General features: G+C 31.3%; 19 protein-coding genes and 1 pseudogene. 15 read left to right on the forward strand and 5 right to left on the reverse strand.

Annotated features, from left to right (window positions below; all coding sequences use genetic code 11):
* Positions 1 to 129: 129 nt before the first annotated feature.
* Positions 130 to 261, reverse strand: coding sequence for a hypothetical protein (locus MHB70_RS28295; protein ID WP_000442770.1), 132 nt, complete (start codon positions 259 to 261; stop codon positions 130 to 132).
* 100 nt (positions 262 to 361) lie between these two features.
* Between MHB70_RS28295 and MHB70_RS28300 the strand changes: the two are divergent.
* The 3 genes and pseudogenes from MHB70_RS28300 to MHB70_RS28310 all read left to right on the forward strand — a co-directional run bounded on the left by MHB70_RS28300 (position 362) and on the right by MHB70_RS28310 (position 4,617).
* Positions 362 to 549 (forward strand): annotated as a pseudogene (locus tag MHB70_RS28300) (hypothetical protein).
* Between the two features lie 359 nt (positions 550 to 908).
* Positions 909 to 2,438: a thiol-activated cytolysin family protein gene (locus MHB70_RS28305; RefSeq protein ID WP_400564037.1), complete on the forward strand. Its 1,530-nt coding sequence runs from the start codon at positions 909 to 911 to the stop codon at positions 2,436 to 2,438.
* Between the two features lie 529 nt (positions 2,439 to 2,967).
* Positions 2,968 to 4,617: a M4 family metallopeptidase gene (locus tag MHB70_RS28310; protein ID WP_061530548.1), complete on the forward strand. Its 1,650-nt coding sequence runs from the start codon at positions 2,968 to 2,970 to the stop codon at positions 4,615 to 4,617.
* 329 nt (positions 4,618 to 4,946) lie between these two features.
* Here the strand turns inward: MHB70_RS28310 and MHB70_RS28315 are convergent, their stop codons facing one another.
* On the reverse strand, positions 4,947 to 5,531 hold the full coding sequence (locus tag MHB70_RS28315; protein WP_061530547.1) for an SCO family protein: 585 nt from the start codon (positions 5,529 to 5,531) through the stop codon (positions 4,947 to 4,949).
* A gap of 801 nt (positions 5,532 to 6,332) precedes the next feature.
* On the opposite strand from MHB70_RS28315, the gene MHB70_RS28320 reads away from it, so the two are divergent.
* The 9 genes from MHB70_RS28320 to MHB70_RS28360 all read left to right on the forward strand — a co-directional run bounded on the left by MHB70_RS28320 (position 6,333) and on the right by MHB70_RS28360 (position 16,665).
* Positions 6,333 to 6,668 (forward strand): cupin domain-containing protein, encoded by a 336-nt coding sequence (locus MHB70_RS28320; protein WP_000800967.1) that lies wholly within the window; start codon positions 6,333 to 6,335, stop codon positions 6,666 to 6,668.
* A gap of 408 nt (positions 6,669 to 7,076) precedes the next feature.
* Positions 7,077 to 8,351, forward strand: a complete 1,275-nt coding sequence (locus tag MHB70_RS28325; RefSeq protein ID WP_000791265.1) for an ATP-grasp domain-containing protein — start codon at positions 7,077 to 7,079, stop codon at positions 8,349 to 8,351.
* A 143-nt stretch (positions 8,352 to 8,494) separates the two neighbouring features.
* Entirely contained in the window at positions 8,495 to 9,403 is a 909-nt protein-coding gene (gene rocF, locus MHB70_RS28330) for an arginase (protein ID WP_001036991.1), read from the forward strand.
* A gap of 94 nt (positions 9,404 to 9,497) precedes the next feature.
* Positions 9,498 to 10,787 carry a lysine N(6)-hydroxylase/L-ornithine N(5)-oxygenase family protein gene (locus MHB70_RS28335; RefSeq protein ID WP_001060359.1) on the forward strand — a complete coding sequence of 430 codons (1,290 nt, stop codon included), beginning with the start codon at positions 9,498 to 9,500 and terminating at the stop codon, positions 10,785 to 10,787.
* Between the two features lie 16 nt (positions 10,788 to 10,803).
* Entirely contained in the window at positions 10,804 to 12,819 is a 2,016-nt protein-coding gene (locus tag MHB70_RS28340) for a class I tRNA ligase family protein (protein WP_000546771.1), read from the forward strand.
* 66 nt (positions 12,820 to 12,885) lie between these two features.
* Positions 12,886 to 13,794 (forward strand): branched-chain amino acid ABC transporter substrate-binding protein, encoded by a 909-nt coding sequence (locus MHB70_RS28345; RefSeq protein ID WP_000659947.1) that lies wholly within the window; start codon positions 12,886 to 12,888, stop codon positions 13,792 to 13,794.
* A gap of 10 nt (positions 13,795 to 13,804) precedes the next feature.
* Positions 13,805 to 14,833, forward strand: coding sequence for an NAD(P)/FAD-dependent oxidoreductase (locus MHB70_RS28350; RefSeq protein WP_080451901.1), 1,029 nt, complete (start codon positions 13,805 to 13,807; stop codon positions 14,831 to 14,833).
* A gap of 14 nt (positions 14,834 to 14,847) precedes the next feature.
* Positions 14,848 to 15,303: a GNAT family N-acetyltransferase gene (locus MHB70_RS28355; RefSeq protein WP_001061015.1), complete on the forward strand. Its 456-nt coding sequence runs from the start codon at positions 14,848 to 14,850 to the stop codon at positions 15,301 to 15,303.
* A 144-nt stretch (positions 15,304 to 15,447) separates the two neighbouring features.
* The gene (locus MHB70_RS28360) at positions 15,448 to 16,665 is read left to right on the forward strand and encodes an MFS transporter (protein ID WP_001122312.1); all 1,218 of its coding nucleotides are present in this window, start codon (positions 15,448 to 15,450) and stop codon (positions 16,663 to 16,665) included.
* A gap of 418 nt (positions 16,666 to 17,083) precedes the next feature.
* Here the strand turns inward: MHB70_RS28360 and MHB70_RS28365 are convergent, their stop codons facing one another.
* From MHB70_RS28365 to MHB70_RS28375, 3 genes are all read right to left on the reverse strand, one after another.
* Entirely contained in the window at positions 17,084 to 17,413 is a 330-nt protein-coding gene (locus MHB70_RS28365; protein ID WP_000799648.1) for an Lrp/AsnC family transcriptional regulator, read from the reverse strand.
* A gap of 3,212 nt (positions 17,414 to 20,625) precedes the next feature.
* Positions 20,626 to 21,216, reverse strand: a complete 591-nt coding sequence (locus MHB70_RS28370; protein WP_061530609.1) for a hypothetical protein — start codon at positions 21,214 to 21,216, stop codon at positions 20,626 to 20,628.
* A gap of 161 nt (positions 21,217 to 21,377) precedes the next feature.
* The gene (locus MHB70_RS28375; RefSeq protein WP_061530610.1) at positions 21,378 to 22,106 is read right to left on the reverse strand and encodes a polymorphic toxin type 44 domain-containing protein; all 729 of its coding nucleotides are present in this window, start codon (positions 22,104 to 22,106) and stop codon (positions 21,378 to 21,380) included.
* Positions 22,107 to 22,295: 189 nt separating this feature from the next.
* On the opposite strand from MHB70_RS28375, the gene MHB70_RS28380 reads away from it, so the two are divergent.
* From MHB70_RS28380 to MHB70_RS28390, 3 genes are all read left to right on the forward strand, one after another.
* Positions 22,296 to 24,563 (forward strand): PA14 domain-containing protein, encoded by a 2,268-nt coding sequence (locus MHB70_RS28380; protein ID WP_061530611.1) that lies wholly within the window; start codon positions 22,296 to 22,298, stop codon positions 24,561 to 24,563.
* A gap of 94 nt (positions 24,564 to 24,657) precedes the next feature.
* The gene (locus MHB70_RS28385) at positions 24,658 to 24,951 is read left to right on the forward strand and encodes a thiol-activated cytolysin C-terminal domain-containing protein (protein WP_371399365.1); all 294 of its coding nucleotides are present in this window, start codon (positions 24,658 to 24,660) and stop codon (positions 24,949 to 24,951) included.
* A 648-nt stretch (positions 24,952 to 25,599) separates the two neighbouring features.
* Positions 25,600 to 25,866 carry an amino acid carrier protein gene (locus tag MHB70_RS28390; RefSeq protein WP_154698704.1) on the forward strand — a complete coding sequence of 89 codons (267 nt, stop codon included), beginning with the start codon at positions 25,600 to 25,602 and terminating at the stop codon, positions 25,864 to 25,866.
* Positions 25,867 to 26,234: the final 368 nt, after the last annotated feature.

Genomic DNA, 26,234 nt, shown 5'->3' on the forward strand with positions numbered 1-26,234 from the left:
GAGGAACAAGGCACCATACAGAGTAATCTGACGAACCTAAGAAATACTGTATGCAGTTTGTTCATCTCAAGTACAACAAGAGAGCCTTACCTTTCTAGGCAAGACTCCATTAGTGTAGTTGTATAATTTTTACATATCAAATAAGAAACAGAAAACATATAACACAAAGTAGCAGAACCCTACCATTCCGCCTACAGCTAATACCTGTTTAACCCAACTCTTAAATTTTAGATTACTGTAAATCTCTTGTACTCTTTCCATATTTCCTCCTATTAAGAAGAACCCTTAAAGACTCTCACCTTGCTATGGTACCATTAAAGAATGACTAATAGAGGTCTAATTTTTGTCTAAACGTATAAATATGCAATATTGCATACAGAAATCTATTGTTACAAATGTAAACGCTTACTATAATAGGAGTATAAAGATTAATCACATCCTAGTACTAACACAAGAGGAGGAAATTATATGGAAATCGCAATGGCAGTTTTAAAATTTATCGGTGGAGCAATCCCATTAGTTCAAGAACTTCTAAAAGCATTTATGTAAATTCACTATTTAGCAATTATTTATAAAAATTATCATACAAATGATCTGTATATCAAAGATGAATTGATATACAGATTATTTGTGTGAGTAAAGTTCCTTTAACATTATAAATATGCAATATTACATATAAGAATGTGTTGATAGAATTGTAAGCGCTTACTATAATGAGAGTATAAAGATAAATCACATCTTAGCAACAACAAAAGGGGCGGAAATAATATGATAATTTTAAAATTTATAGGTGGAGTAATTCCATTAGTTCAAGAACTTTTAAAAGCATTTATGTAAGTTCATTATTTAGCAATTATTTATAAATAATTATTATACCTTAATACGAAAAAAGGAAGAAGTTGATTTTTGTGAAGACTACAAGAAATACAAAAGGAAAAAAATTACTAGCAAGTTTAATAATCAGCTTTTGCACTATTAACTATTCATCTATTTCATTAGCGGAAACACCTAAAAGTAATTCAGCTAATGCACCGAAACAAGCTATTGGTATTGATACTGGTATAGCAAATTTAAAGTATGATAGTAGAGATATTTTAGCAGTAAATGGTGATAAAGTAGAGAGTTTTGTTCCGAAAGAAAGTATCAATTCAAATGGTAAATTTGTAGTAGTTGAGCGTGAAAAAAAATCACTTACAACGTCACCGGTTGATATTTCCATTATTGATTCTGTAGCTAATCGTACGTATCCAGGAGCAGTACAACTTGCAAATAAAGCTTTTGCCGATAATCAACCTAGTTTATTAGTGGCTAAGAGAAAACCTTTAAATATTAGTATAGACTTACCTGGAATGAGGAAAGAAAATACGATATCTGTGCAAAATCCGACATATGGTAATGTGTCTGGAGCAGTAGATGATTTAGTGTCTACTTGGAATGAGAAGTATGCATCAACACATTCGTTACCTGCAAGAATGCAGTATACAGAGTCCATGGTGTATAGTAAATCACAAATCGCAAGTGCTCTTAATGTCAACGCTAAATATCTTGATAACAGTCTAAACATTGACTTTAATGCCGTTGCAAATGGAGAGAAAAAAGTGATGGTTGCAGCATATAAGCAAATATTTTATACCGTAAGTGCTGAACTACCTAACAATCCATCCGATCTTTTTGATAACAGTGTTACGTTTGATGAGTTGACTCGTAAAGGGGTAAGTAATACGGCTCCGCCTGTTATGGTGTCAAATGTAGCCTATGGTAGAACCGTTTATGTAAAATTAGAAACATCATCTAAAAGTAAAGATGTACAAGCTGCTTTTAAAGCTCTAATTAAGGGTCAAGGCGTTGAAGCGAGTGGACAGTACAAAGATATTTTTGAAGAAAGTACCTTTACCGCTGTCGTATTAGGCGGAGATGCAAAAGAGCATAACAAAGTTGTTACAAAAGATTTTAATGAAATCCGAAATATCATTAAAGATAATGCAGAATTAAGTTCTAAAAATCCAGCATACCCAATTTCATATACAAGCACTTTCTTAAAAGATAACGCAACTGCTGCTGTTCATAACAATACAGATTATATTGAGACGACAACTACAGAATATTCAAGTGCGAAAATGACGCTTGATCATTACGGTGCATATGTTGCTCAATTTGATGTATCTTGGGATGAATTTTCATATGATGCAAATGGGAAAGAAGTATTAACACATAAAACTTGGGAAGGAAACAACCAAGATAAAACGGCTCATTACTCTACAGTAATACCACTTCCACCAAATTCAAAAAATGTAAAAATCGTAGCGAGAGAATGTACAGGTCTTGCATGGGAATGGTGGAGAACAATTATTAATGAACAAAATGTTCCATTAACAAATGAAATAAAAGTTTCAATTGGAGGAACAACTTTATACCCAACTGCTAATATTAGTCATTAGGTAGAAGTGAAGCACCTTGTTTACAGGGTGCTTTTTTACTTGGTCACAAGTATATTGGTTTTTTAAAATATAGCATACTCATCAGATAGCGATGGAGTGTAGACTCATTTAGTAAACTTTGTAACAGAGCCACTAATTTTATTTTTATAGATTTGTAAGACTTTTGTTGTATTCAACTTAGTGTTTTTTGACACTCCCAAGGCTAAAGACACAAGCTGACTAACGTCAGTGTGATTCTTGCTACCAAAGGCGAAGTCTATTTCTAGTATCGCTGACGTGTAAGACTGCGGTGTGCCATCACCACTCCCACAACAGACTATATAGGTTTGTGGGCTACGGTACTGTGACCATACCGTACAAATAGTTGGTTCTCATATGATTTTACGTCTTTTGCATGACCATGAAATGTTTATAATTATTGTTATCTGAATTTTCTGTTTTATTTTTATATAATTTCAAACAGGAGGCGATTTACTATTATATCTAGAATTGTGTAAAAGTGTTAAAAAATGGGATAGGAAGTGGTATTTTGAAAAAGGTGATTTTATCTTCAACATTAGCTGTATCTATGGCTTTAGGTGCATTTGCGACATTAGGAACGTCACGTACATATGCAGCAGAGCAAAAGATTCAATACAACCAAGAATTTCAAACACCATCTTATATTGGGGAAGAGTGGAAAGCACCAGAAGGACTAGATAAAAAAGAGACTGTGTTCGAGTATTTAAAGAGTAAAAAAGACATGTTTAAATTAGCAGGAAATATGGAGAAACATTTTGAAATCGTTAAAGAGGAAAAAGACACAGAAGCAGAAACAACGCATGTGAAGCTTATTGAAAAATATAATGGTGTTCCTGTATATGGATCTGATCAAACAGTAGCACTTGATAAAAATAATAATGTGAAAGCATTTTTTGGACAAGTTATACCGAATTTAGAAAATAAAAATATCCCATCAACTGCAAGCATTTCAGAAGATGATGCTGTAAATATTGCGAAAGCTGGTATTGAGAAAGAGATTGGAAAAGTAGATAACTATGATGGTATGAAGAAAGATTTATACGTTTATGAAAAAGAGGGACAATATTATCTTTCCTATCTTGTAAAAGCCTCTGTTTCAAAACCAGCACCAGGCTACTGGCATTATTTTATTGATGCAACAAATGGCAATGTGATCAATAAATATAATGCGGTCGATCATATTACTGGTTTTGGATATAGTGTTTTAGGAAACAGACAATCATTTGAAATTGTTCAAAATGAAAAAACAGGTGCATTCCATTTATTTGATGGTAAACGTGGAAACGGTGTTTATACGTTTGATTGGAGAGATTTGTTGAAACAATCCTATAATTCAACATCAAAAGGACTGGGATATACAGGTTATGAAATTGAAAGTAAATCCAAGTTCTTTGAAGATAAAGCAGGTGTTGATGCACATGCAAATGCAGAAAAAGTATATGACTATTATAAGAAAACATTTAATCGTAATTCCTATGATAACAAAGGAGCGAAGTTACGTTCTGTTGTTCACGTAGGAGAAAACTGGAATAACGCTAGTTGGAACGGTGTGTATATGGCGTATGGTGATGGTGATGGAAAACTGTTTATTCCATTTTCAGCGAGCTTAGATGTAGTCGCCCATGAGTTAACACATGCTGTAACAGAGCATACAGCAAATTTAGAGTATCAAGATGAGTCTGGTGCATTAAACGAGTCATTTTCGGATATTTTCGGTGCGATGGTAGACCGTGATGATTGGGAGGCGGGGGAAGATATTTATACACCAGATATAGCAGGGGATGCGATGCGATCCTTAAGTCATCCTGCATCTATTCCCAATCCATTAGAACCCACTCAAGGTTATCCAGATCATTATAGAAAATATTATCCTGGACCATATGATAATGGCGGTGTTCATATTAACAGTAGTATCAATAATAAAGCAGCATATTTATTGTCGGAAGGTGGCTGGCATTACGGTGTGGAAGTAAATGGCGTTGGTCGCGAAGCTACAGAAAAAATTTACTATCGTGCTCTTACAAAATATTTAACGGCAAAATCTGATTTTAAAATGATGCGCCAAGCTGCACTTCAAGCCGCAGAAGATTTATATGGTAAAAATTCAAAAGAAGTACAAGCTGTAGCGAAGGCTTATGATGCAGTTGGTATAGAGTAAGACCTGAAAAGGACCTGATATATAACGTCAGGTCTTTTTTCACTGCGTAATCAGGAATGGTTTTCGCTATGCCTTTATAAACATTCATTAAATGAGAATGTAAACTTCATAACTCGATAAATATATTGTTCACGCTTTTCTTCTTCTGTTTAAGATAAGAAGAATACAATATTGCAGCAACAATGTTTCTTCTACGTGCCCTTGTACGCTAAGTGTCTATTAAAAAATTTCAACTTGAGCTACAGTATCTGTTGTAGCATTCGCACATCCTGTCGTTACTTTTAGTGAAATACGATCATCTGCTAGAAATGTCACCGAAATATCATTATTTATCGAATTTTTTTAATGTCTTGAACAATTTCGTCATAAGGAGTATTTTCGACACCTGAATATTTTTTTAGAACTTTTCCATTTTTGTTAATCAGATAAAAACTTGTACCATGTATAACTTGTGTATCATTTTCTGGCTTAGTTACAAGTGATTGGAAGTTTTCTTTAGCAAACTTTTCAATATCTGCTCTTTTATATCCCGTGAGGAAATGAGTCCTATTTCCATCCATTTCATAGACCTTCATAAATTCTGTTATTTTTTCTGGTGTGTCTACTTCAGGATCCACACTAAATGATACAAATTCTACATCTTTAATCCCGTCCGTATTCAACATTTTCTGGAGTTTTGCCATATTGGCTGTCATAGGTGGACAAACTGTTTGGCAACTTGTAAAGAAGAAATCAGCTACCCAAATTTTATCATATAGCTCAGCTGATCCAAATTGCTTCCCATTTTGATCTGTAAATGAGAACTTTTGCACATCCCAATTTAGTGAATTGTTGAGTTCTGCATCTTTGCATGCTCCTAAAGCTATAACTGTGAATATAAGTATAAGTGATCTAATGAAATTCATTTTTTTCATATGTATTTATCTCCTTTCAATTTCTATAGATATTACGGAATGGTTATATGAACTACCCAATACTCGGTAGTATTTACTTTGGTTAATTTTTATTTTTAATAGCCGCCGAATTAATCTTAACAAAACCGAATGAATCCCCTTGTTTCAGGGTATTTATACTACTACTATGCGTACAGCATCCTCTTTGATGTTTATAGTTCACAAGACTGCTTATAATTAAGATTGTTAGGTATGTTATTAGTACATACATTGCTTCTTTATTTTACGGATTATAATAAAAGGTTAAAGATAAAGTAAAACAAGAAGATATTATCTAGTACTTTGTTATACAAGGCGCGATATCTGATAAGAAGTATTATATGTAAGGAAAAATAGATAGTTCATTCAAGGATTTATTGAAAATACTGATAATAAATTCATCTCGGTGTGATCCTTGAATTAATATCCTACATAAGAGTGAGAAAACACCATATATTTGGATAACGTGTTAAAAATAGAGTTAACTATAGTATAAATTAAAGATTAAATTATACATATTGAGAAAATATTTTAGAGATTGAATATTAAGATTTCCCCTATTAAAATTAAATTTGAAATGAAAGGATAATCTGTAAGCATGGCCTTTATGTAGAAAAGAGATAGGACTATTTCTATCTCTTTTTGTTATGCTGGCAGTTTATATATCTTTAATTAATTCTTTAGACACATGTAAAGGAATTTAGATTATACCTGATATATTCCTTTTATTAAGTTAACTAAGTTAATTGATTCTAGAATTTTATAACATTAGGAGGATAGCAAATGAAAAATTATCAACTTACACAGATTTTAAGAGAAAAAAGAAATATAGACAAAAATTATTATGAATTTTTGCATGAAACGGATCTAAGTATGGGAATTTATGAATTGAAAGCAGGATCTTTAGATATGCAACAACCACATACAGAAGATGAAGTATATTATATTATCAATGGCAGAGCACAACTTGAAGTAGAGAGTGAAAATATTTTTGTGGAATCTGGTTCTATTATTTATGTAAAGGCTAACATGAAACATAGATTTCATACTATTGAAGAAGATCTCACGGTACTAGTTTTCTTTGCACCTGCTGAATACTCTTGCGAAAAAGATTTTTAATTACAACGATAATTGCATAATAAGAAAGGTAAAAATAAATGTCTTTTTATCAAGTTTGTTTAAATTAGACAACAACTAATTATAGGCAGGTATGTTATTCCATTAAAGAAAAATAAACTTTTTCAATAAATAATAATCAATAGAAAAAAACATAAATGTTAAAAAAAGTAAATTTATGTTTAAAAAAGGTAAACTTTACGGCGTTTTAATGAATTCTTGTTTGTTTTTCTTAAGTAAAAATATCTAGTTGTATGACTTTTAATTTGGGAATTTTTAGTGTTTTTTTACATAAAAATATATTTACGGGAAAATATTTCTAAATATTTCTAATCTATTGAACAATTAAAAGTTTTAGTATACGATTACAACGTGATATCAAGATATACAGAGAAGAAAAGGAGATTACATATGAAAAATAAAAAAATTGGAATCATCATGAGAAAAGGTTATAGCATTCATGGTGATCATATTGAAACTGCAGGAAGAATATCTGATGAACTTTACTTGTTTACGAGTGTACCAAGTAAAACAATGGATGCGCGCTTTAAAGAAGTAATTGTACTTGAAGAGGCTTCTGAAATAGATGCTGAAAATTATATTTTTACAAAAGGAAAAGATATAGGAATTAGCTTTTTTGTAACTTGGCAAGAAACTGATATTGTCTTAACTGCTAAAATTAATGAACGCTTTGGGAATAAAGCATTATCTGTTGAAGCTGCTACGACATCTCGAGATAAATCAAAGCAGAGAGAATTTATGTTAAAGCATTCTATTGCTAGTCCTAAATTTGCAAAAGTTAATTCTATAGAGGATGCAGAGAAAGAAATAGAAAATATTCCTTTCCCTGTAATCATTAAGCCTACTATGGCTGCTAGTAGCGAATCTGTATATTTAGTTAACAACTTAGAAGAATTGAATAATTCATTAGAAAAAATTATTAATCTTTCTAAAACAAATAAAGGATTCTACTTTAACCAAACGCAACAATGTGTGGCATTAGTAGAAGAATTTCTGACTGGTGAAGAAATTACAGTTGATGGAGTCGTTTTAAATGGAGAATTTTACCTTGGTGGAATTCACAATAAAAATAAAATGATGGGCCCATATTTCGAGGAAGATGAATACACTTTACCGTATGTTGGTGTAGATGAAGACATAGTTGTTAAAATTGCTAAAGAAATATGTGGAAAATTAGCTATTGAAAACAGTTTATTTAATGTAGAACTACGCCGAGATACGCAAGGGAATTTTAAAGTTGTAGAATTTAGTACTAGAATCAGTGGTGGGCATGTTTATCGTAATATACGTGATGTACATGGAATTGATTTAGTAGCCGTTAATATTCTTGGTTTATTAGATTGTAAAGGGGATATTATGGAATTCTTCTTAACTAGATCTACAACACCCAAATCTTGTACTTGTATTAAATTTGTATATAGATCTGGAATTATAAAGAAAAATGAATTGGGAATTGTTGCTGAACAGCCAGAGTATAAGGCTTACTATCCTGTAGCAAAAGTAGGATCTGAAGTATATCATGCTCCAAAAGGATTTGATATAACGGGCTTACTTTCATTAAGAGCACCATATAATGATAAATCTGATGTAGAAAAATTGCGCCAAAGAGCTAGAGTATTAGATAATCAATTAGATATAGAATTAGAAATTCCGGTTCATGCATAAAAACTTAAGTAAATCTGGTTGTTATATTCCTTGTTTTAAATGAGGAATATAACCGCTAGATTTATCGATAAATGATTTAATAGTATCAATTCAAAACCTAGTAATCCTATGTGTATTCTTATAGAAATGGAGTGGAAAATATTATGAATAAAAAAGTATCTATTTTGGGAGCACCTACTTACTTCGGAGCTAGTATAGGAGGGGTTGACCTTGGACCATATGTTGTAAGATATGGCGGTATGTCGAAACAATTAACTGAAATCGGAATTGATTTTGTTGATCTAGGAGACATTTCTCTTCCTTCAACCAATAATAAAAATTATGGAATTGTCAAACAAGAGTTTTCAAATGAAGTAATTGATATATGTAAAAATATTGCTTCGACAGTTGAGAACGAATTAGAAGAAGGGCATTTCCCATTAGTTTTAGGTGGAGATCATAGTATTGCAATTGGTACTGTTACTGGAATTCTTAGAAAAATACCACGATTGGGAGTAATCTGGTTTGATGCTCATGGGGATGCAAATACATTTGAAACATCGATTTCTGGTAATATTCATGGGATGTCTTTAGCAATTCTCTTAGGATACGGTAACGAAAAATTTAAAGATTTTCTAGAGAAAGAAACAAAAATTGATCCAAAGAATATCGTACAAATAGGAATTCGTGATTTAGACCCAGGGGAAGAAGAGTTTCTCAAAAATTTAGGAGTAACAATTTTTACAGCAGAAGATGTGAGAAAACAAGGAATAAAAAGTATTATGGAAAAGGCAATTAAGATTCTCAATAATAATACAGATGCAGTTCATCTAACATTTGATTTAGATGCATTAGATCCTGAATTTGCTCCTGGAGGAGGATTGGCAGTTCCACATGGTTTAAGTTTAGATGATACAAAAGAGGCAATTGATATGCTAAGAAATAATACAAACTTAGTAGCGGCAGAGTTCACGGAAATAAACCCTATATTAGACAAGGATAATATTACTGTCAACACAACAATTGAACTTATCACTGAACTTTTAAGTAAGAAAGTTACTATGTCTAAATAAAACTTTTTCTGGAAATATTTTTAAAAATATAAAAAAACTATAAAAATAAAATTATATACGAGAATTTTAAAAAAAAACGAAAAGGACGAGTCAAATGAATAATAAAATCTATGACGTTATTGGAATTGGATTTGGGCCAGCGAACCTAGCTTTAGCAACTGCTATTGAAGAAGAAAATAATTCAATGGAAAGAATTTTTCTGGAAGAAAAAACGCACTATCAATGGCATCCGGGGATGCTTTTAGATAATACAAATATTCAAATTTCATTTTTGAAAGACCTTGTAACTCTAAAAAATCCTAAAAGTAAATTCTCCTTTTTAAATTATCTACATGAAAATGAAAGACTAAGCGATTTTATTAATCTCTCAGAGTTTTATCCGTCACGACTTGAATACAATGATTATATGTCTTGGGTTGCTTCTCAATTAGAAGAACATGTTTATTATAGTCGAACAGTAATTTCAGTAGACCCTATTGTGTCTGAAGATTCTGTCGAATTATTAGAAGTTATTGTGCAAAATACAAAAACTAATCAATTAGAGAGCTATATTACTAAAAATATTGTTTTGGCTACGGGTGGAACACCAAGAACGCCAATAAATATTGAAATGAATAATAGTAGAGTATTTCATTCAAGTCAATTTAAAAACAAAATTAATAACTTTAATCAAAATGATGCTCATAAGTTTTTAGTTGTAGGATCTGGACAAAGTTCAGCTGAATTATTTTTCCATCTAATCAATAATTATCCGAAATCAGATATTACGGCAACGATGAGACCTTTCTCATATAAAGCTGTAAATGAAAGTAAGCTTGTTAATCGTATATTTGACGCTAATATGATTGACTTTATTTATTCTTTACCAGAAAAAAATCGAGATGCTTTATTAAAACACCACAGTGATACTAATTATGCAGCTGCGGATGGAAGTTTAATAAGCCAAATTAATAAAGCTTTATATAACCAAAAATTTCATGGAGAAGATCGTTTTAGAATAAAGCCATTTTTAGAATTAACGGAGATAAAAACACTGTCTGATAAAGCGGTTGTTTATTACAAAGACATAGTTAAACATACAGAAGTTGTTATTGAAGCTGATGCTGTAATTCTTGCTACTGGGTACGAAAGTAGAAAGAACCATCCTTTATTAAAAAATCTTAACTCATACATTTCAGATAATATTGAAGTTTCCCGAAATTATCGTTTAGAAACAACTGATAAATTTAAACCGGGTATTTATTTGCAAGGTGTAAATGAAAGCACTCATGGACTGAGTGACACTTTATTATCTAATTTATCTATTCGATCAAATGAAATTTTAAAAACTGTACAAGAAAATAATTCATTAACAGAAGAAAAAACTAAAAACGTGGTTTCATAATATAGGGGGTCTAAAGATGCATATTGAAAAGATAAATCCACAGATTTTCACAAATGAATATGATATTATGTGTCAACGATTATTTCCGCATTCTAATAAATTGTATGATTCACCATTTGGTGCAATGTGGGGAATCATAGAACCTGGAGAAATTTCTAAAATTCATGGACATCATGAAGTTGAAACTTTTATTATCTTTAAGGGTGAAGGAATAGTTAAAGTGGGTAAAAAAGAAGAACCTGTTACGCAAGGGGACGCCATCTTCATTCCACCATTTGAAGAACATAGTTTGAAAAATACATCAGATGAAAATTTGATATTCTTCACCATATGGTGGGAAAATGCTTTTAGTAAAAAAAATAGCAAGAAGTTAGATTCAGGTAAAAAGAAATATTTAATAACGGCCACACCACCAACACCTAATGGTGATTTACATGTGGGGCACCTATCTGGTCCATATACAGGAGCTGACATTTTAACTAGATATTTAAAACTTAAAGGAAATGAAGTCTTTTATATGAGTGGGGCAGATGATCATCAAAGCTATGTGCCGTTTAAGGCGGGACAATTAGAAAAATCCCCTAGAGAAACGGCAGATCATTTTGCTAATGAAATTGAAAAAACATTAAGACTAGCAGAAATTAATCCGGATATTTTTGTAAAACCTCATTTTTCAACATTCCATATTGAGTTTGTCAAAGAGTTTTTTGAAAAACTGTGGAATGAAGGTAAATTAGTAGAAAAAGAAGTCGACATTCTATTCTGTAAGCAATGCGATAAGCACCTTTATGAAGCTTATGTGAGAGGTAATTGTCCACATTGTGATGAATTATCAGATGGCAACGCTTGTGAAAAATGTGGTAGACCTAATTTGTGTATAGATTTATTAAACCCAACTTGTAAATGTTGTGGCAGCGAACCAGAGAAATCTAAAATTAAACAACTATTTTTCCCATTAAGTAATTATAAAACACAATTAAAACAGTACTACAAAGAATTAAAAATAGGGCCGCATCTAACGGCATTATGTGAGAGAATGCTAGATGAGGATTTGCCTGATATTCCTATTTCACATGTATCTGATTGGGGAATTCCAGTTCCGGTAGAAGGATATGAAAATCAAACTATATATGTATGGTTTGAAATGGCACCTGGATATTTATCTGCGACAAACGAATTAATTCAGGATAAAAATCTTTCGTATACGTTAAGGGATTTTTGGAATAATCAAGATACGACTATCATTAATTTCTTTGGATATGATAATGGTTATTTCCATTCAGTGCTTTTCCCAGCTATTTGGCTAGCATATAGTGAAGATATAAATCTTCCTAAAACAATGATAACAAATGAATTTTATCAACTAGAGGGTCTTAAGTTTTCAACAAGCAGGGGACATGCTGTATGGGGCAAAGAATTATTAGAAAATGCTTCACATGATGTTGTAAGGTATTATTTATCTTATAGTAGACCGGAAACAGTTGAAACAAACTTCACTATGGAAGAATTTAATCATATTGTAGATAAGAATTTAAACCAAGAATGGGAATCATGGTTACATGATTTAAAATGCAAGTTAGAAGCAGAGTTTCCAAATGGTGCTCCAGAATTAGAGACACTATCAGGTAACTATTTAATGTATTATCAACATGTAAATCGAATTATGAATGAAATTATGAATGCATATGAACCAAATACATTTTCACCGCAAAAGGTAGTTAGATTATTAAACGAATTAGTGAGAATTGCTAAAAAATTCTCGGCAGGAGAAGAATTTTTAACGGTATTAAAGAATAATCAACAAAGAAGAAATACTGCTATTGCACTAGAATTATATACTGCAAAAATTTTAGCAATATTTTCTAGCCCAATCATGCCTACATTTGGTAAAATGCTATGGGGGGATTTGGGATTTAATGTTGACATGCAGTTGGATGAGGAAGTAAGCTTTTTGCCTGCTGGACAGAAAGTGGATCTTCAAGAGAATTATTTTTCAAAAACAAACGACAGTTTTTATCTTCAGAATATTTGATAATATGAGGAGGTAGTACTTACCTCCTCATATTTCCTAATAAAAAATATATAGGGAGCTCAAATTATGAAAGAGAAAATAAAAATTGGAGTAGTAGGCCCTTTTTCAGGTCCTAGGTCTGTATACGGACAAATGTTAATTGAGGGTGTAAATCGTGCGAAGCTAAATTATGCTGATAACATTGAATGGGTTTATCAAGATGATAAAGGAGATCCAAATACCATCAAAGATATTTCTAATAAAATGATTGAATCAGGGGTTGTTGCTGTAATTGGACACTTTAATAGTGCATGTGCTTTAAAAGCAATACCGTTTTATTCCAAGGCGAAAATTCCATTCTTAGTCCCTGCATCAACTAATTTAGAAGTTACGCTTAATAGCGAGGAATTAGTATATAGGTTTTGTTCTAATGATTTGGTACAAGCTGAAACTGTTATTAATTTTTTGAAAACTAAAGATATTCAAACGATTACGGCAGTTTCCGATGAAACATTTTACGGGAAAAGCCTAGCAGATTTACTGTATCAAAGTGCAAATTCTTTATTTAAAGAAGTTACTAGAATTGAAGATTTTAATAGTGAAAATAATAAGCATAGCGATGCAATATTCTTTGCTGGGACACACTTTAACTCCGCAACTTATCTAAGGGAACTAAGGATGAGAGGGTATAAAGGAATTTTTATAGCTTCAGATGATTCTTATGTAGATGAATTTATAGAATTAGCCCAAGATTATTCTAACGATGCTTTTACCATAAAAGCAAAAGAAGATTATGTAGAAACATCATTTCTTGCAGCTTCGTATCTATTAGAATGTATTGAATCTAATGTAGATAACTTAATTAATGAATTAGCAACAGGTAATTCTACAATTAAATTTTCAAGCAATGGAGATCGTTTAGGAGCTTCATGGATAATTGCACAAGTTATTGATAAATCTTTTGTTGAGGTGAATTATCATAAAACATTCAGCTGATGTAGTTATTATTGGCGGCGGCATTATTGGTGCAGCTATACAATATTATTTAACCAAGCAAAATATTACAAATACAATTTTATTAGAGAAAAATTCCTTTAGTAGTGGATCAACAGGCCAATCCGGAGGTTTTATAAGGGTCTATCATAATGATCCTTATCTAACTGAAATAGCAAAAGAAGGAATAAATGATTTTTTTAGTATTAGTGAAGAGGTTAAATTTAAGCAGACTGGAATGTTATATGTTGAAAATGAAACACAACATATAAAAATGGAAAAGCAAATTGGAGAACTTGAAAAATCTGGGCATAAAATTAGTATCCTTTCACCTGAAGTATTAAAGAAAGAATTTAAATTTATAAATTTCCCTAAAAACAGCTGTGTGGCTTACGAGGAACAAGCAGGGTACATTAGCCCATCGTTAGCCACGAATACATGGATTGAAACATCTAGAACTAAAGGTGCATTAGCTTGTGAAGGAATCGAAGTGAAAGAAATTCTAATGGATAATAACTGTGTTGTAGGTGTTAAAACCTCCTATGGGACTATACATTGTAAACATGTTGTTGTTGCAGCTGGAGCCTGGAGTGGAAATATATTAGATACTATAGGCATTAAAATTCCAGTAAGAAGTAAAATTATTCAAATTCATTTCTTTGATGGAATAGGACAAACAGACCATCCAATTTTTATAGATGATAGTACTGGATTATATGGCAGACCTGATAATCTAGGTACTTCTCTAGTAGGATATCCAGTAGATAAGTATGATATTGATCCGGACAAAAAAATGTCAATTGACCCAAATGACTTTGAAGAAATGCTTCAAAATTCAAAAAATAGATTGCCATATCTAAATAAAAAATTATTTATAGGTGGAAGAAGAAGCTTTGATGCATATACATCAGATAATCGAGGAATTATAGAACAATTTCCACAAGCACAAGGCTTAATCGTTGCAACTGGCTGGAGTGGTGGTGGAGTAAAGTTGGCTCCTGGTATTGGTAAGAGAATAGCGAAAATGATTACTGGAGTATAAGGGGAGAAAAGACTATGAACAATCTCGAGAATATTGAAATTTTTGAAGCGACCTATGATGATAGAGAGACTGTTATCAATTTAATTAGAATGTATATGGAATTCTATGAAAAACCTGTGCATGAAAAAAGTTCTTTAGATACATTAGTAAATACGATAATAAAAAATAAAGATTTGGGATTATTCTACGTTTGTACGGTTAATAAAGAGCCAGTAGGATTTGCTACTTTATATACCACTTTCAGTACGTTAAGTATGGGAAGAGCAATGATTTTAAATGATTTATTTGTTATCCCTAATTATAGAAAATTGGGTGTTGGGGATATGTTATTTAATACTTGTAAAAAGTACGTCCAAGACAATAATTATGCATATATGGAATGGGTTACCGCAAAAGATAATATAGTTGCCCAAAATTTCTATAAAAAACAAAAAGCAAATAAGAGTGATTGGATTGTTTACAGTATTTAAATAGCAATCTAATAGTATTTAGGGCGGATATAACAGAATATTTTCAATGTGCAATTTTGTTATGTATTTTCCAAATCCCTTTCTTTAAACAAGTTAAAACAAATTTAAGGTCAAACAACCGATATAAGAAAGAAGGAATGTATAATGCCAATTCAATTTATATTTATAGTACTATTGGCGCTGACTCTTTGTGGGGAAGGTATGTTAACGGTAACTCTAACCTGGACAATTTTGGATAAAGGGGGATCAGTTACTCATTTAGGAATTATATTAACATTAATGAGTTTGTTACCATTCTTTATGCAAAAATATTCGAAAAGTCTTAAGATGTGGTTAACAAAAAGTCCATTGTTAATTTTCTCTGGTGTCCGTTGCATCGGTATTATTCTGATTATAATAAGTCTTTTAAATAGTGAGCATATCAATGTTTTTACTTTATATATTTTTGCAGGTGTTTTTTCTATTATTTTATTTTTATCTACGCAAAGCTTGGAAACTTATATGTCTCAAATGGTATTATCAGGAGAAATTCCAGCAGGAAAGGCTTCAAATATGTTACAAACTGCAATACAAATTGGAGCATTTGGTGGGAACGCAATAGCAGGATTTATGATGAATGTAGGTGGATTTAATAATGTACTTTATGGTTTAGCATTCTCTTTAGGTATTGGGGTATTTTTACCTCTTCTAATGCCTCTATTAAAAAGTAAAGATGTTCAGCAAAATAAAAAACCTGTATCAAATCATATTGAAAAAATAAATCCAATAGATAATTCAAAAATATTATGGATTACAATTACTGGTATTGCTGTTTTAACAATACAACTTGCCTCATTTAATTTTTTAGTACCAATTTTATTTCACGATGTATATCGTTGGGATCCTATGCAGTATGGATTTGTTAGTGCTGCAGCAGGTTTAGGGGCTTTATTAGCTACACTTGTTGGGAAATTTGAAAAATTTATTCCAAGGTCAATTTTTCTATTAATTGCTGTTTTTGATATTACTTTAGGATTAGTACATTCCTGGTATTTAGCAATTGCCGTTTCATTTATGCTTGGTTTTGTTTTTAATCGTTCACGTATCAATCAAAGAACTGTCATGTTTGACTTTATTAAAACAAAAGAAGAAACGGTTATTTGGTCAAGTCGATCTACACTAGCATTCCAGTTTACCAAAGCTGCTTTACCTTTATCATTAGCATTACCTATTCAATGGATTGGGATTATGAATGCAGGCCATCTGTTTGGAGTGATAGGTACGGTTGTTGCCGCTACTATGATGGTAATTTATCTTAACGAACTAAATCATAGAAAGAAAATAGAGGTTTTACAACAAGAAGTTGCTCCGAAATCATTTTAATAGTAGCGTATTAAATGAAAAGAATAGCTAATGAAGTAAATTTTATAACGTCGAAACAACGTATAAATAACTATGTAGAAATGAGTACTGTATTATACAGTGCTCATTTCTTTTAGTTCGTCTTTAATTATAATTAAAATAGTCAATATCATTTCCTAATTCCAATTCAAATAAGCAATTAAATTTCAACTACTCTATTAATAGATTTCTCAAATGAAACAATATCAACATTAATTCCTTATATAGATATGAGAGTATTAGATCCATTTTACTATGCATTTTGTGTAGTAATGTATTTATATTATGTTTTAGAGTGGTGACTTAAACTTAATTTATATCGTCAAAAAACTACACCCAAATTGTTAGGAGTGTAGTTTTTAGTTATGGTGTTTATTATTAGGAAAAGTCGCTTATAACCTTAATTCTCTGTCAAATCATAATTAGTATTTGTTTTGAATATTATAAGATTAGATACTATTTGAGCCACAGAAATATAATTATCAACAAATTCTTCTAATTCTCTCAAATCAGCTATTATGATTTTAGCAATAAAGTCAGTCTTTCCTGTAACTCTATAACAAAATTCAATATTTGTTTCAAGTTGAATACAATCCATAAATTCCTGATATTGTCCTTCTTTAACTTTTATTTCTAATATTGCTTGTAAAGAATTTGTAGTTGTTTCTTTATTGCTATTTTCCGTTCCAATCATGTTAGTGGATTTAGTTTGAATAACGGTATTTTTCATTTGATAAAAAATCCTTTCAAATTAGTTTCAAATAGAAAAAATATAACCTTTTTCCATTGCAGGTGAAATGGTAAGACGAAGTAGGGTTTAGTATTATAAAGGTATTCAGATATAGATATAAGATATTATATGGTAAAAAATTTTAAAAGGAGGAATTTATATTATGAAAAAAGCATCGGATGATCAAAAGTTATTGAGTATCTATTTTCAACAAATTGTAAAAGCAATTATTCTCATGAAATAGTATAACATTCTATCATTCATTAAGAAGTATATTATTGAAAAAATTTAATAGACCTTGGTAATTATAATAGTTTTCCAAACGCTAAAGAGTAATTTTATAAAACTGAAAATATTGAGAAATAAGAAAAGTCAGTCACTTCATATTGGATTTATTACGCGAAATGTTATAATACATATATAAGCATTATTTAAAAAAGCAACTCGAACCCCAATCCGAGTTGCTTTTTTATCGTTTTCCGACAGAAGACTCCTTCCTCAAAAATGTGAAGGTGTGAAACACCAATTTTAGGTGGAAGATGAATGTCGGTTGGCATAGGCCAACATGTTTGCTATCATTTACTTGTACAGATTGCTCTTTGAAAACTGAAGATATGAGGTTGGTTGCAGAAAAACGTTGCAACCGTAAAATCTTCAACGTTCTATCTCCCACACTTGCCGAAGTTGCGAAAACCAAGCTAAAGTAGGGAGTGTGGTGAGTCAACGTACAAGATACTTATGTTTTCACCGTAGGGACTACGGGTAGAGCCTGCTAAGATAACAACCGGTGGATAATCGGTGTTCGCAGGAATCTCCCACTTCAAACAGTCCGTTAGGACGTTAAGTGGTGAGTAGTTCAATATCTGTTTAATTATAAAATAAAAACTAATTGAGCTGTTATTTTATAATATGTGATTGTTTGAAAATTGAATTTTTTATATGCAATATTGCATATAAAAGCCTTTGTTTAACATGTTATAATTTTGTTAGTAAATTATTCATCCATTAATTTACTGCTATTCATATCAACAGATATGAAAACCCTAAATTTATAAATAAAAAGAGAAGAACTATGGTGGGTTCTTCTCTTTTTATTTATAATTATTTATTACTTTTAAAAAGTCTATAGAACCTTAGTCATTTTAAATTTGCTAATAACCATTTTCAAGTATTAGAATATTTAGCAAGTTTGTATTCTAATCAAGTGTTTTTGTACAAGTAGCAGATATAACAATTTAATTAAAATATGACAAGCATAGTGAGTAATTTTTAAGTTGAAGTATGTGAGAATAATGATTATACCTATGGAATAGATTTAGATGGAACAAATACATGATTATTATATATTTGTTCCAAATTTAATAGATTTTTAAAAATGAAGTTTATTTTTAAGGTATTGATTATCGTGATTCTGTAAAATTAGAAAAACCAATATGCCACTTATACGTGCATTTGATTAGCGGTCTTATTTGTTTCCTACTATTCTCCATTTGTTTATGAATATTTGATAAAAGAAACTAAAGAATTAACAAGCCAATCATCGTAGCAGTTTAATTTTTTGCAGAAAAACGGACAAAAATCCTATAGAAATGAGAAGAAAACAATCTTGTTATCCTAAGGCATTGTGTAAATTTTAATTTGTCCCACATTTTTGTATTTTAATTTTAATAATATATTATTAATTGTTTATATTCATATCTGGTATTTAAGACTTAGGGATTTGCTAACTTATTAAGGCTATATCTGATTAAAGATTAGAATGAATTTGAAATAAATGGGGTGTTTATGAAAATTTAGGTGTACAAAAACGAAACCTTTATTTCATAGCAAGTAGGAAGAGTAAGCGCATAAGCATGCTCTTAAAAAAGGTAGATTTTTATGAGCGAAAAGTCTTTTATGTCTATCTAGTTAAAAAATATTATCTTATTAGTGAGAAAATTAAGAAGGACCTGATGTATTACATCAGGTCCTTCAATTAAAGCACTAGAAAACAAACTGTCACCATTATAATAACAATAAAGGGAATTTAATTCAATATGTTAAATGTTGAGAAATAAACGATAATAATTCCATTGTATCGTAAATAAAAGAGTACTTACTTCTTGTAAGTATTGCCACAATAGGTAAAGTGATCATACCAGCAATAATTAGACGCCTGTGAATCAGCATCACTATTTAAATTTTTACCAGAGAGCAATTTAATTAATTGGAAGAAAAAAAGGAAGGGTCCTATTTGACTCCTTCCTTTTTCTCATACATACATAACGCTTGTTGACAACTTATGAAATAATAGCATTCATCGCTATTAAAATATAACACTAAAAGCAATTAAGTAGATATGTAATTATGCATACATCGTGCTATTTCATGAATGGGAACAAAACTATTTATCTCTTTCGGGTTGGGAAATAAATAGACTCAGGTATACTTAGGGTAAAAACACCTAATCATTGATTGCTGGTTAAACCATATTTCTACATATCTGAAACAAATTATTTCACTGGATTGCATGTTAAAGAGGGTCAGGGCTTTATCGTTTTCCGACAGAAGACTCCTTCCTCAAAAATGTGAAGGTGTGAAGCACCAATTTTAGGTGGGAGATGAATGTCGGTTGGCATAGGCCAACATGTTTGCTATCATTTACTTGTACAGATTGCTCTTTGAAAACTGAAGATATGAGGTTGGTTGCAGAAAAACGTTGCAACCGTAAAATCTTCAACGTTCTATCGCCCACACTTGCCGAAGTTGCGAAAACCAAGCTAAAGTAGGGAGTGTGGTGAGTCAACGTACAAGATACTTATGTTCTCACCGTAGGACTACGGGTAGAGCCTTGCTAAGATAACCGGTGAATAATCGGTGTTCGCAGGAATCACCCACTTCAAACAGTCCGTTAGGACGTTAAGTGGTGAGTAGTTCAATAAATGTAGATTGTTCCTTAGTTTCTTGATCTTGATTTTACTAGGAGGATGCATCGGAAAAGAAGTTACGTTATATACGATTCCAAAAGGGGGATTAGTCAGTGCCCCCAAAGACACGCTCCGTTTACGGTTTCCTATCCTACTAAATTACCATTCTAAGTAGATTCCTTCTCTTTCAAATGATTCATTCTATTGAATAAAGTTGATTCCGTCATACGTATCGCGTGGCATGGTAAAGAGGAGCGCGTATATCGGTGCAACCATTGAAAAAGTCAGGAAAAAATAATTGTGTTCTTAGTGAGATGTAACATAGTACCAATTTTTTTCTATTTTCATTATATCTCTAAAGATACTATTAAAATCGTCTTCATTTGGTTTTACATCATTGGGCGAGTAAATAAATCCAGAAAAATTGTCTATTAGGCCACGATAAGTATAGAAGAAAACTGAAGCATTTTTCTTTCCATAGTGGACAATTACATCTCCTCCCCCCTTTGAGGTAGCTTTAAATTTTGGAGGCAAATGAATTTGGTTGTTATCATAAGATACATTAGGGATTAATTTTTTATGCTCTATAAGTTCTATAACTTGTTTACGATCATCTTTGTAAATTAAAAAATCTAATTTTGTATATATCTTTGTAAAGGGGGTATATATCCAAATAGTTATTATGATTAATTGAATAATTAAAGGTTTCGGATTTTTATATCTAGCAAGATGTATAATTGATAAAATTAATAATATGAAAAACCATCCATGAATTGCTATTGAAAGAAGTGGCATAACAAATGGAGTAAGGAATTGAGTTAAATACCATTTTGAAAAGTGATAGAATATTAAGACAATACCGCTTATCATTGTGATTTTGGTTAAATTTTTTTTCATATTTTGTATGTCCTTTCACTTTTAATTAATATGTGATTTTAGTGATTGATTTTTTCATTTATTCCTTGAATGTCGAATATATATCAGTTTAATAATATTTTAAACCAAAAAAGAACAAGTTAAAAATAAACTTGTTCTTTTTTAGTTTAAATTTATATAAATTAATATCCTTTGTTATAATAATCTATACCTAGTTGAATCATTTCTTGGTCTCTAGGATCATCGAAAAATGTTTTATAGTATTCCCATTCCCAGGTCCATTCTTTTATTTGATAAGCGCCAGCTCCACCTTTAAGCTCAAAATCTGTAAAACCAATTGCTTTACCAACATATCCAAAGTGGAAGTTCCCGATGTCTTCTCCAGTCAATGTTCTGTTATCAAAAGTATATTTATTCCCATATCCATACTTTAATTTATAGTCCCATGGACCTCCTGATTTTACTAATTTTACAAAAACAGTATACCTAAAAGCTCTTGATGCAGCAGCACCTTCAAGAGGGTTATTACTCTTTTTTGCAATTTCGTCAGCTGATGCTTTTACAACTTTCATACGATTCTTATTGGCCTTCATTAAACTAGTAAAATCACTGGTGAGATCCGGATAAGTAGTTGGCTTAACTCCATCACTTCCTGGACTAAAGTTATATGGTTGTAATTTTAATCGAAGCCTTAATTCTTTCTCTTGTCTTAAGGTATCTTGAGCAATTTCATCAGCTAATTTCTCCGCTTGAAGTTTTAGTTCGGGAGATAATTCGTAATTTTCTATATCTTGCAATTGTTGTTCTGCTGAACCTTTGATTGAAGATTCAGTCGCTGCTGAAACTGGCGTTAAAGTAAAACTAGAAAAGAAAACACATGATAATCCTAAAACTGCAATACTTTTCTTCACAACTCCACCCCTATTAATCTAAGTATTTACCATAAATTGTATTATATTTTAAGTTCATAATTTTTTCAATATATTTATTTTAAAAAAATATCTGACTATTATTCTCGATATCTATTTATTTAATAAATCACTTATGGTATATTCAGGATATTAATGTAAAATAATAGAATTTAGGGAAGAGGAACATGTATGAATAAGAAGCGTTTATTTGTTTCTGTTAGCGCGCTTTTATTAGGATTTTTCTTAAGTGATCCAATTAATTCAAGAGCAGAAGAAACAGTAGAAATTGTGACAAAAGAAGATGCACAAAGTAAAGCAGAGTTTTATTTAAAAGGTATAAGTAAAAAATCTTATCCGGAATGGAAAGAGGCTAATTTTAGTGAAAGTAAAACTTTATATGATTTAGAGGGAAAAGTTAAAGGGTATGTATTTCAAGTGAAAAAAGAGAATAAAGATTTTGGATATATTATTGTTAACAGCGATAAAAATGGTACTCCAATTATAGAGTCTACAAGGGAAGGTACTAATCCGTATAAAGGGGTAGAAGAGGGAAAAGCAATATATACAGGACCTATTCAATATTTAAAGAAAGAAAAAGAGAATGTTACAAGCATTTCAGGGGATCAAACGCTGAGCATTAAAGAAGCAAAAAAAAATGGGGAAGAAAAAGAGTTACAGCATAATAATAAAAATGATTCCAACAAAAAAAATAAGACCTTTATGAAATCTGCACTTGCATCCGATAATGAAGAATTCAAAAAAATAGAAGGTGTACCAGATTATAATTGGTATAAAGGATGTGCACCTACAGCGTTAGCAAATTTAGTTGCTTATTGGGATAAGCATGGATATCATAATTTAGTAGCAGATAATGTAAGTGTTGATCAATTGATAAGTAATTTAGCAATTGAATTAGAAACAGATGATAAAGGATATACATACACATCTAAAGTTGCTCCAGTAGTGTGGAAATATTTTTCTAATCTTGGGTATTTCCCACAGGCTTATCAGGATAATAGTCCGTCATACGATAGATTTGTAGGAGAGATTGATATGGGGAGACCACTCTTAGTCTCTACACAATCTGACCCATTTTATAAAAATCATATGATGACTGGTGTAGGATATCAAAAAGTCTTTATTCCTGAACTGAATGAAGAATTTAAAGAACTAATTGTTCATGATACCTGGCATACGACTCCAGTAGATGTACATATAAACTATGATCAATATTCTAAATATATTTCGAATTATCAAATTATTAATCCGTTCCCAACTGGTTGGCTTACAAATTCTATTTATCAAGAGGTAAAAAAGGAACTGGAATATAATTATCTTAATGGTAGTCCGTTTGGTGTTAGAAATGATGATTTTATAGCTAAATATGATCAATCGCAGACATTACGGGCTGGAGACTATTTTTTCCAAGCCCTTGCAGATGATTATGTAAGAGTTAATTTTGATGGGAACTTAATTATCGATGGATGGAGTGATAGTTCCACTGGGGTTATTCAACGTGCATTAGTTACAAACTTAAACAAAGGGCACCATTATATTACTACAGCATTCCAAGAGAATAAGGGAATTGCAGCAATCTTTTCTCACGTTGTACCTTTTGATTCTTGGTTGGCCTATTATTATAATAATAAGGATCTAGTAGGGGCACCTTATAAGTCGAAAATAATTGCTCCACAAGGCCTAGAAAAGAGTCTAATTGAAGATAATGGAACCGGATTTCCAATTTGGGGCATTAACCCTGATAATTTCTCTGCAAAATATACAACAGTAAAGCGCTTACCTGCAGGGGATTATATAATTCGAGGAAAAGCTGACGACGGTATTCGTGTATTTGTTGATGGTAAACTTGTTATCGATCGTTTTTATGCAGCTGGCGGATTCGTTGAAGATGCTAGAAAAATTACCATTCAAGATAATGCAGCAAATGGATTATTTGGGAAGAAAAATGAGAAAGATGTACATCTTATAGAAGTACAGTATTTAGAAGAAGGCGGTAACAGTAATTTAGAGTTTAACATTGAACCATACAAAGAATCTGTGGAACACCCTACTTGGACAGCAGAATACTATAATAATACTGAATTAAGTGGTACTGCAATAGTGACTGGAGGAGAAAACTCTAATGCAAGAATTGATAAATTGAACTTTGATTGGGGGGCCAAATCACCAGGTGCAGTACAGGTAGATAATTTCTCTGCAAGATTTACAAAAACAGAGACATTTGAACAAGGAAATTATTATTTTGAAGCAATGGCAGATGATGGAGTCCGTGTATACGTAGATGATAAAAAAATTATTGATTCCTGGGGATCAATAGGAGGGAACGACGTAAGATCGGTGACAGTCCCTATTACAGCAGGGGATCATAAAGTCAAAGTAGAATATTTAGAGTTAAGTGGAAACGCTAAGTTACGCGTAGATTATAGAAAAGTAAACTAGTATTTATAAGTTTTTTAATGGAAGTAAAGGGGGAAGCGATTCTCTCTTTTTTCTGTGAAAGGAATTGAGTTAAAATAGCTTTAATTTTTCAAGAATTATCATTAGAAATCTTCATTGGAATAAACTCTCATATAATCAAAATGGGAAAGAAGTACTAACACATAATACTTGGGAAGGAAACAACCAAGATAAAATGGTTCATTACTCTACAGTAATACCACTTCCACCAAATTCAAAAAATGTAAAAATCGTAGCGAGAGAATGTACAGGTCTTGCATGGGAATGGTGGAGAACAATTATTAATGAACAAAATGTTCCATTAACAAATGAAATAAAAGTTTCAATTGGAGGAACAACTTTATACCCAACTGCTAATATTAGTCATTAGGTAGAAGTGAAGCACCCTGTTTACAGGGTGCTTTTTTACTTGGTCACAAGTATATCGGGATTTTTTGCAAATATAGCATACTCATCAGATAGCGATGGAGTATAGACTCATTTAGTAAACTTTGCAACAGAACCACTAATTTTATTCTTTTATAGATTTGCAAGACTTTTGTTATATTCAAGTTAGCGTATTTTGACACTCCCACGGCTAAAGCTACAAGCTGACTAACGTCAGTGGGATTCTTGCTACCAAATGCAAAGTCTATTTCTAGTATCGCTGACGTGCAAGATTGCGGTGTGCCATCATCCCTCCCACAACAGACTATATAAGTTTGTGGGCTATAGTACTGTGACCATACCGTACCGTACAAATTGTTGGTTCTCATATAATTTTACGTCTTTTGCAAGACTATGAAATGTTTATAAGTTTTATTATCTGAATTTTATGTCTTGTTTTAAATATTTATATCAATGTAATAGCATGTGATAATAGATATGTTTGTTTAGTAACACCTAGTTAATGTAGGAATAAAATTTACTTTTTATTACTTGTTCCACTTGTGGGTTTTTCCGAAATGCTGACCGTAACCCTATAAAGAACCTTCGATTTGTGCTCTCTTCATATACTATTTTAGAAAGGGATATTTTGATGAAAAAAAGTAGCATAAAAATAAGCATATCAATTTTAATACCTATTTTATTAATCATATGTTTTATTAATGTTAAATACAGAATCCTATTAACTGCATTATTTGGAGCTTCGATTATTTCAACAACATTTCTTTGTGCAATTGGATTTATCTTAGCTGTTTTATCATATACAGAAAATAAAAATATTTGGGCGGAAATCGGAATAATGTTAAACGTGTTAGTATTTTTTATTCCTCTTATTTGGATTATAGGGGGTAATGGGTAGTTTAGATTTAGGGGTACCAGTTTATCAATATCAAAACAAGCAAAGTGAATACTCCAAAACGAAAAAATGAGCTTTTTACTTACCAGTTAGCACAAAATTTCGTTTTGGGAGCACTGTAAAATTTCACGCACCATATGTTTAATATATTTTATATAAATAAGTACACGTCAAATCTTACTTTAATCGCTAATATTGACTAAGATAAATCTTATAACAAAAAGGCTATGTATTATGAGTTTCATAAGTCGAAAAACAAAGATTGTATCGTTCTCTTTTGGCTAGTTGGTCTAATTTCTCCCGCATTTTCCTGGAAATATAAATTGATTATAAATATTTCATTTTAGAGTTTGATAAATATAATTTATAAA

This window comes from Bacillus sp. FSL M7-1020, assembly GCF_038050415.1.
Classification (GTDB): Bacteria; Bacillota; Bacilli; order Bacillales; family Bacillaceae_G; genus Bacillus_A; species Bacillus_A toyonensis.

Coding starts and splice junctions, on each gene's coding strand:
- MHB70_RS28335 (WP_001060359.1), top strand. CDS start 9,498: ATGAATAATAAAATCTATGACGTTATTGGAATTGGATTTGGGCCAGCG.
- MHB70_RS28360 (WP_001122312.1), top strand. CDS start 15,448: ATGCCAATTCAATTTATATTTATAGTACTATTGGCGCTGACTCTTTGT.
- MHB70_RS28295 (WP_000442770.1), bottom strand. CDS start 261: ATGGAAAGAGTACAAGAGATTTACAGTAATCTAAAATTTAAGAGTTGG.
- MHB70_RS28315 (WP_061530547.1), bottom strand. CDS start 5,531: ATGAAAAAAATGAATTTCATTAGATCACTTATACTTATATTCACAGTT.
- MHB70_RS28370 (WP_061530609.1), bottom strand. CDS start 21,216: ATGAAAAAAAATTTAACCAAAATCACAATGATAAGCGGTATTGTCTTA.
- MHB70_RS28325 (WP_000791265.1), top strand. CDS start 7,077: ATGAAAAATAAAAAAATTGGAATCATCATGAGAAAAGGTTATAGCATT.
- MHB70_RS28345 (WP_000659947.1), top strand. CDS start 12,886: ATGAAAGAGAAAATAAAAATTGGAGTAGTAGGCCCTTTTTCAGGTCCT.
- MHB70_RS28320 (WP_000800967.1), top strand. CDS start 6,333: ATGAAAAATTATCAACTTACACAGATTTTAAGAGAAAAAAGAAATATA.
- MHB70_RS28380 (WP_061530611.1), top strand. CDS start 22,296: ATGAATAAGAAGCGTTTATTTGTTTCTGTTAGCGCGCTTTTATTAGGA.
- MHB70_RS28390 (WP_154698704.1), top strand. CDS start 25,600: ATGAAAAAAAGTAGCATAAAAATAAGCATATCAATTTTAATACCTATT.
- rocF (WP_001036991.1), top strand. CDS start 8,495: ATGAATAAAAAAGTATCTATTTTGGGAGCACCTACTTACTTCGGAGCT.
- MHB70_RS28340 (WP_000546771.1), top strand. CDS start 10,804: ATGCATATTGAAAAGATAAATCCACAGATTTTCACAAATGAATATGAT.
- MHB70_RS28365 (WP_000799648.1), bottom strand. CDS start 17,413: ATGAAAAATACCGTTATTCAAACTAAATCCACTAACATGATTGGAACG.
- MHB70_RS28355 (WP_001061015.1), top strand. CDS start 14,848: ATGAACAATCTCGAGAATATTGAAATTTTTGAAGCGACCTATGATGAT.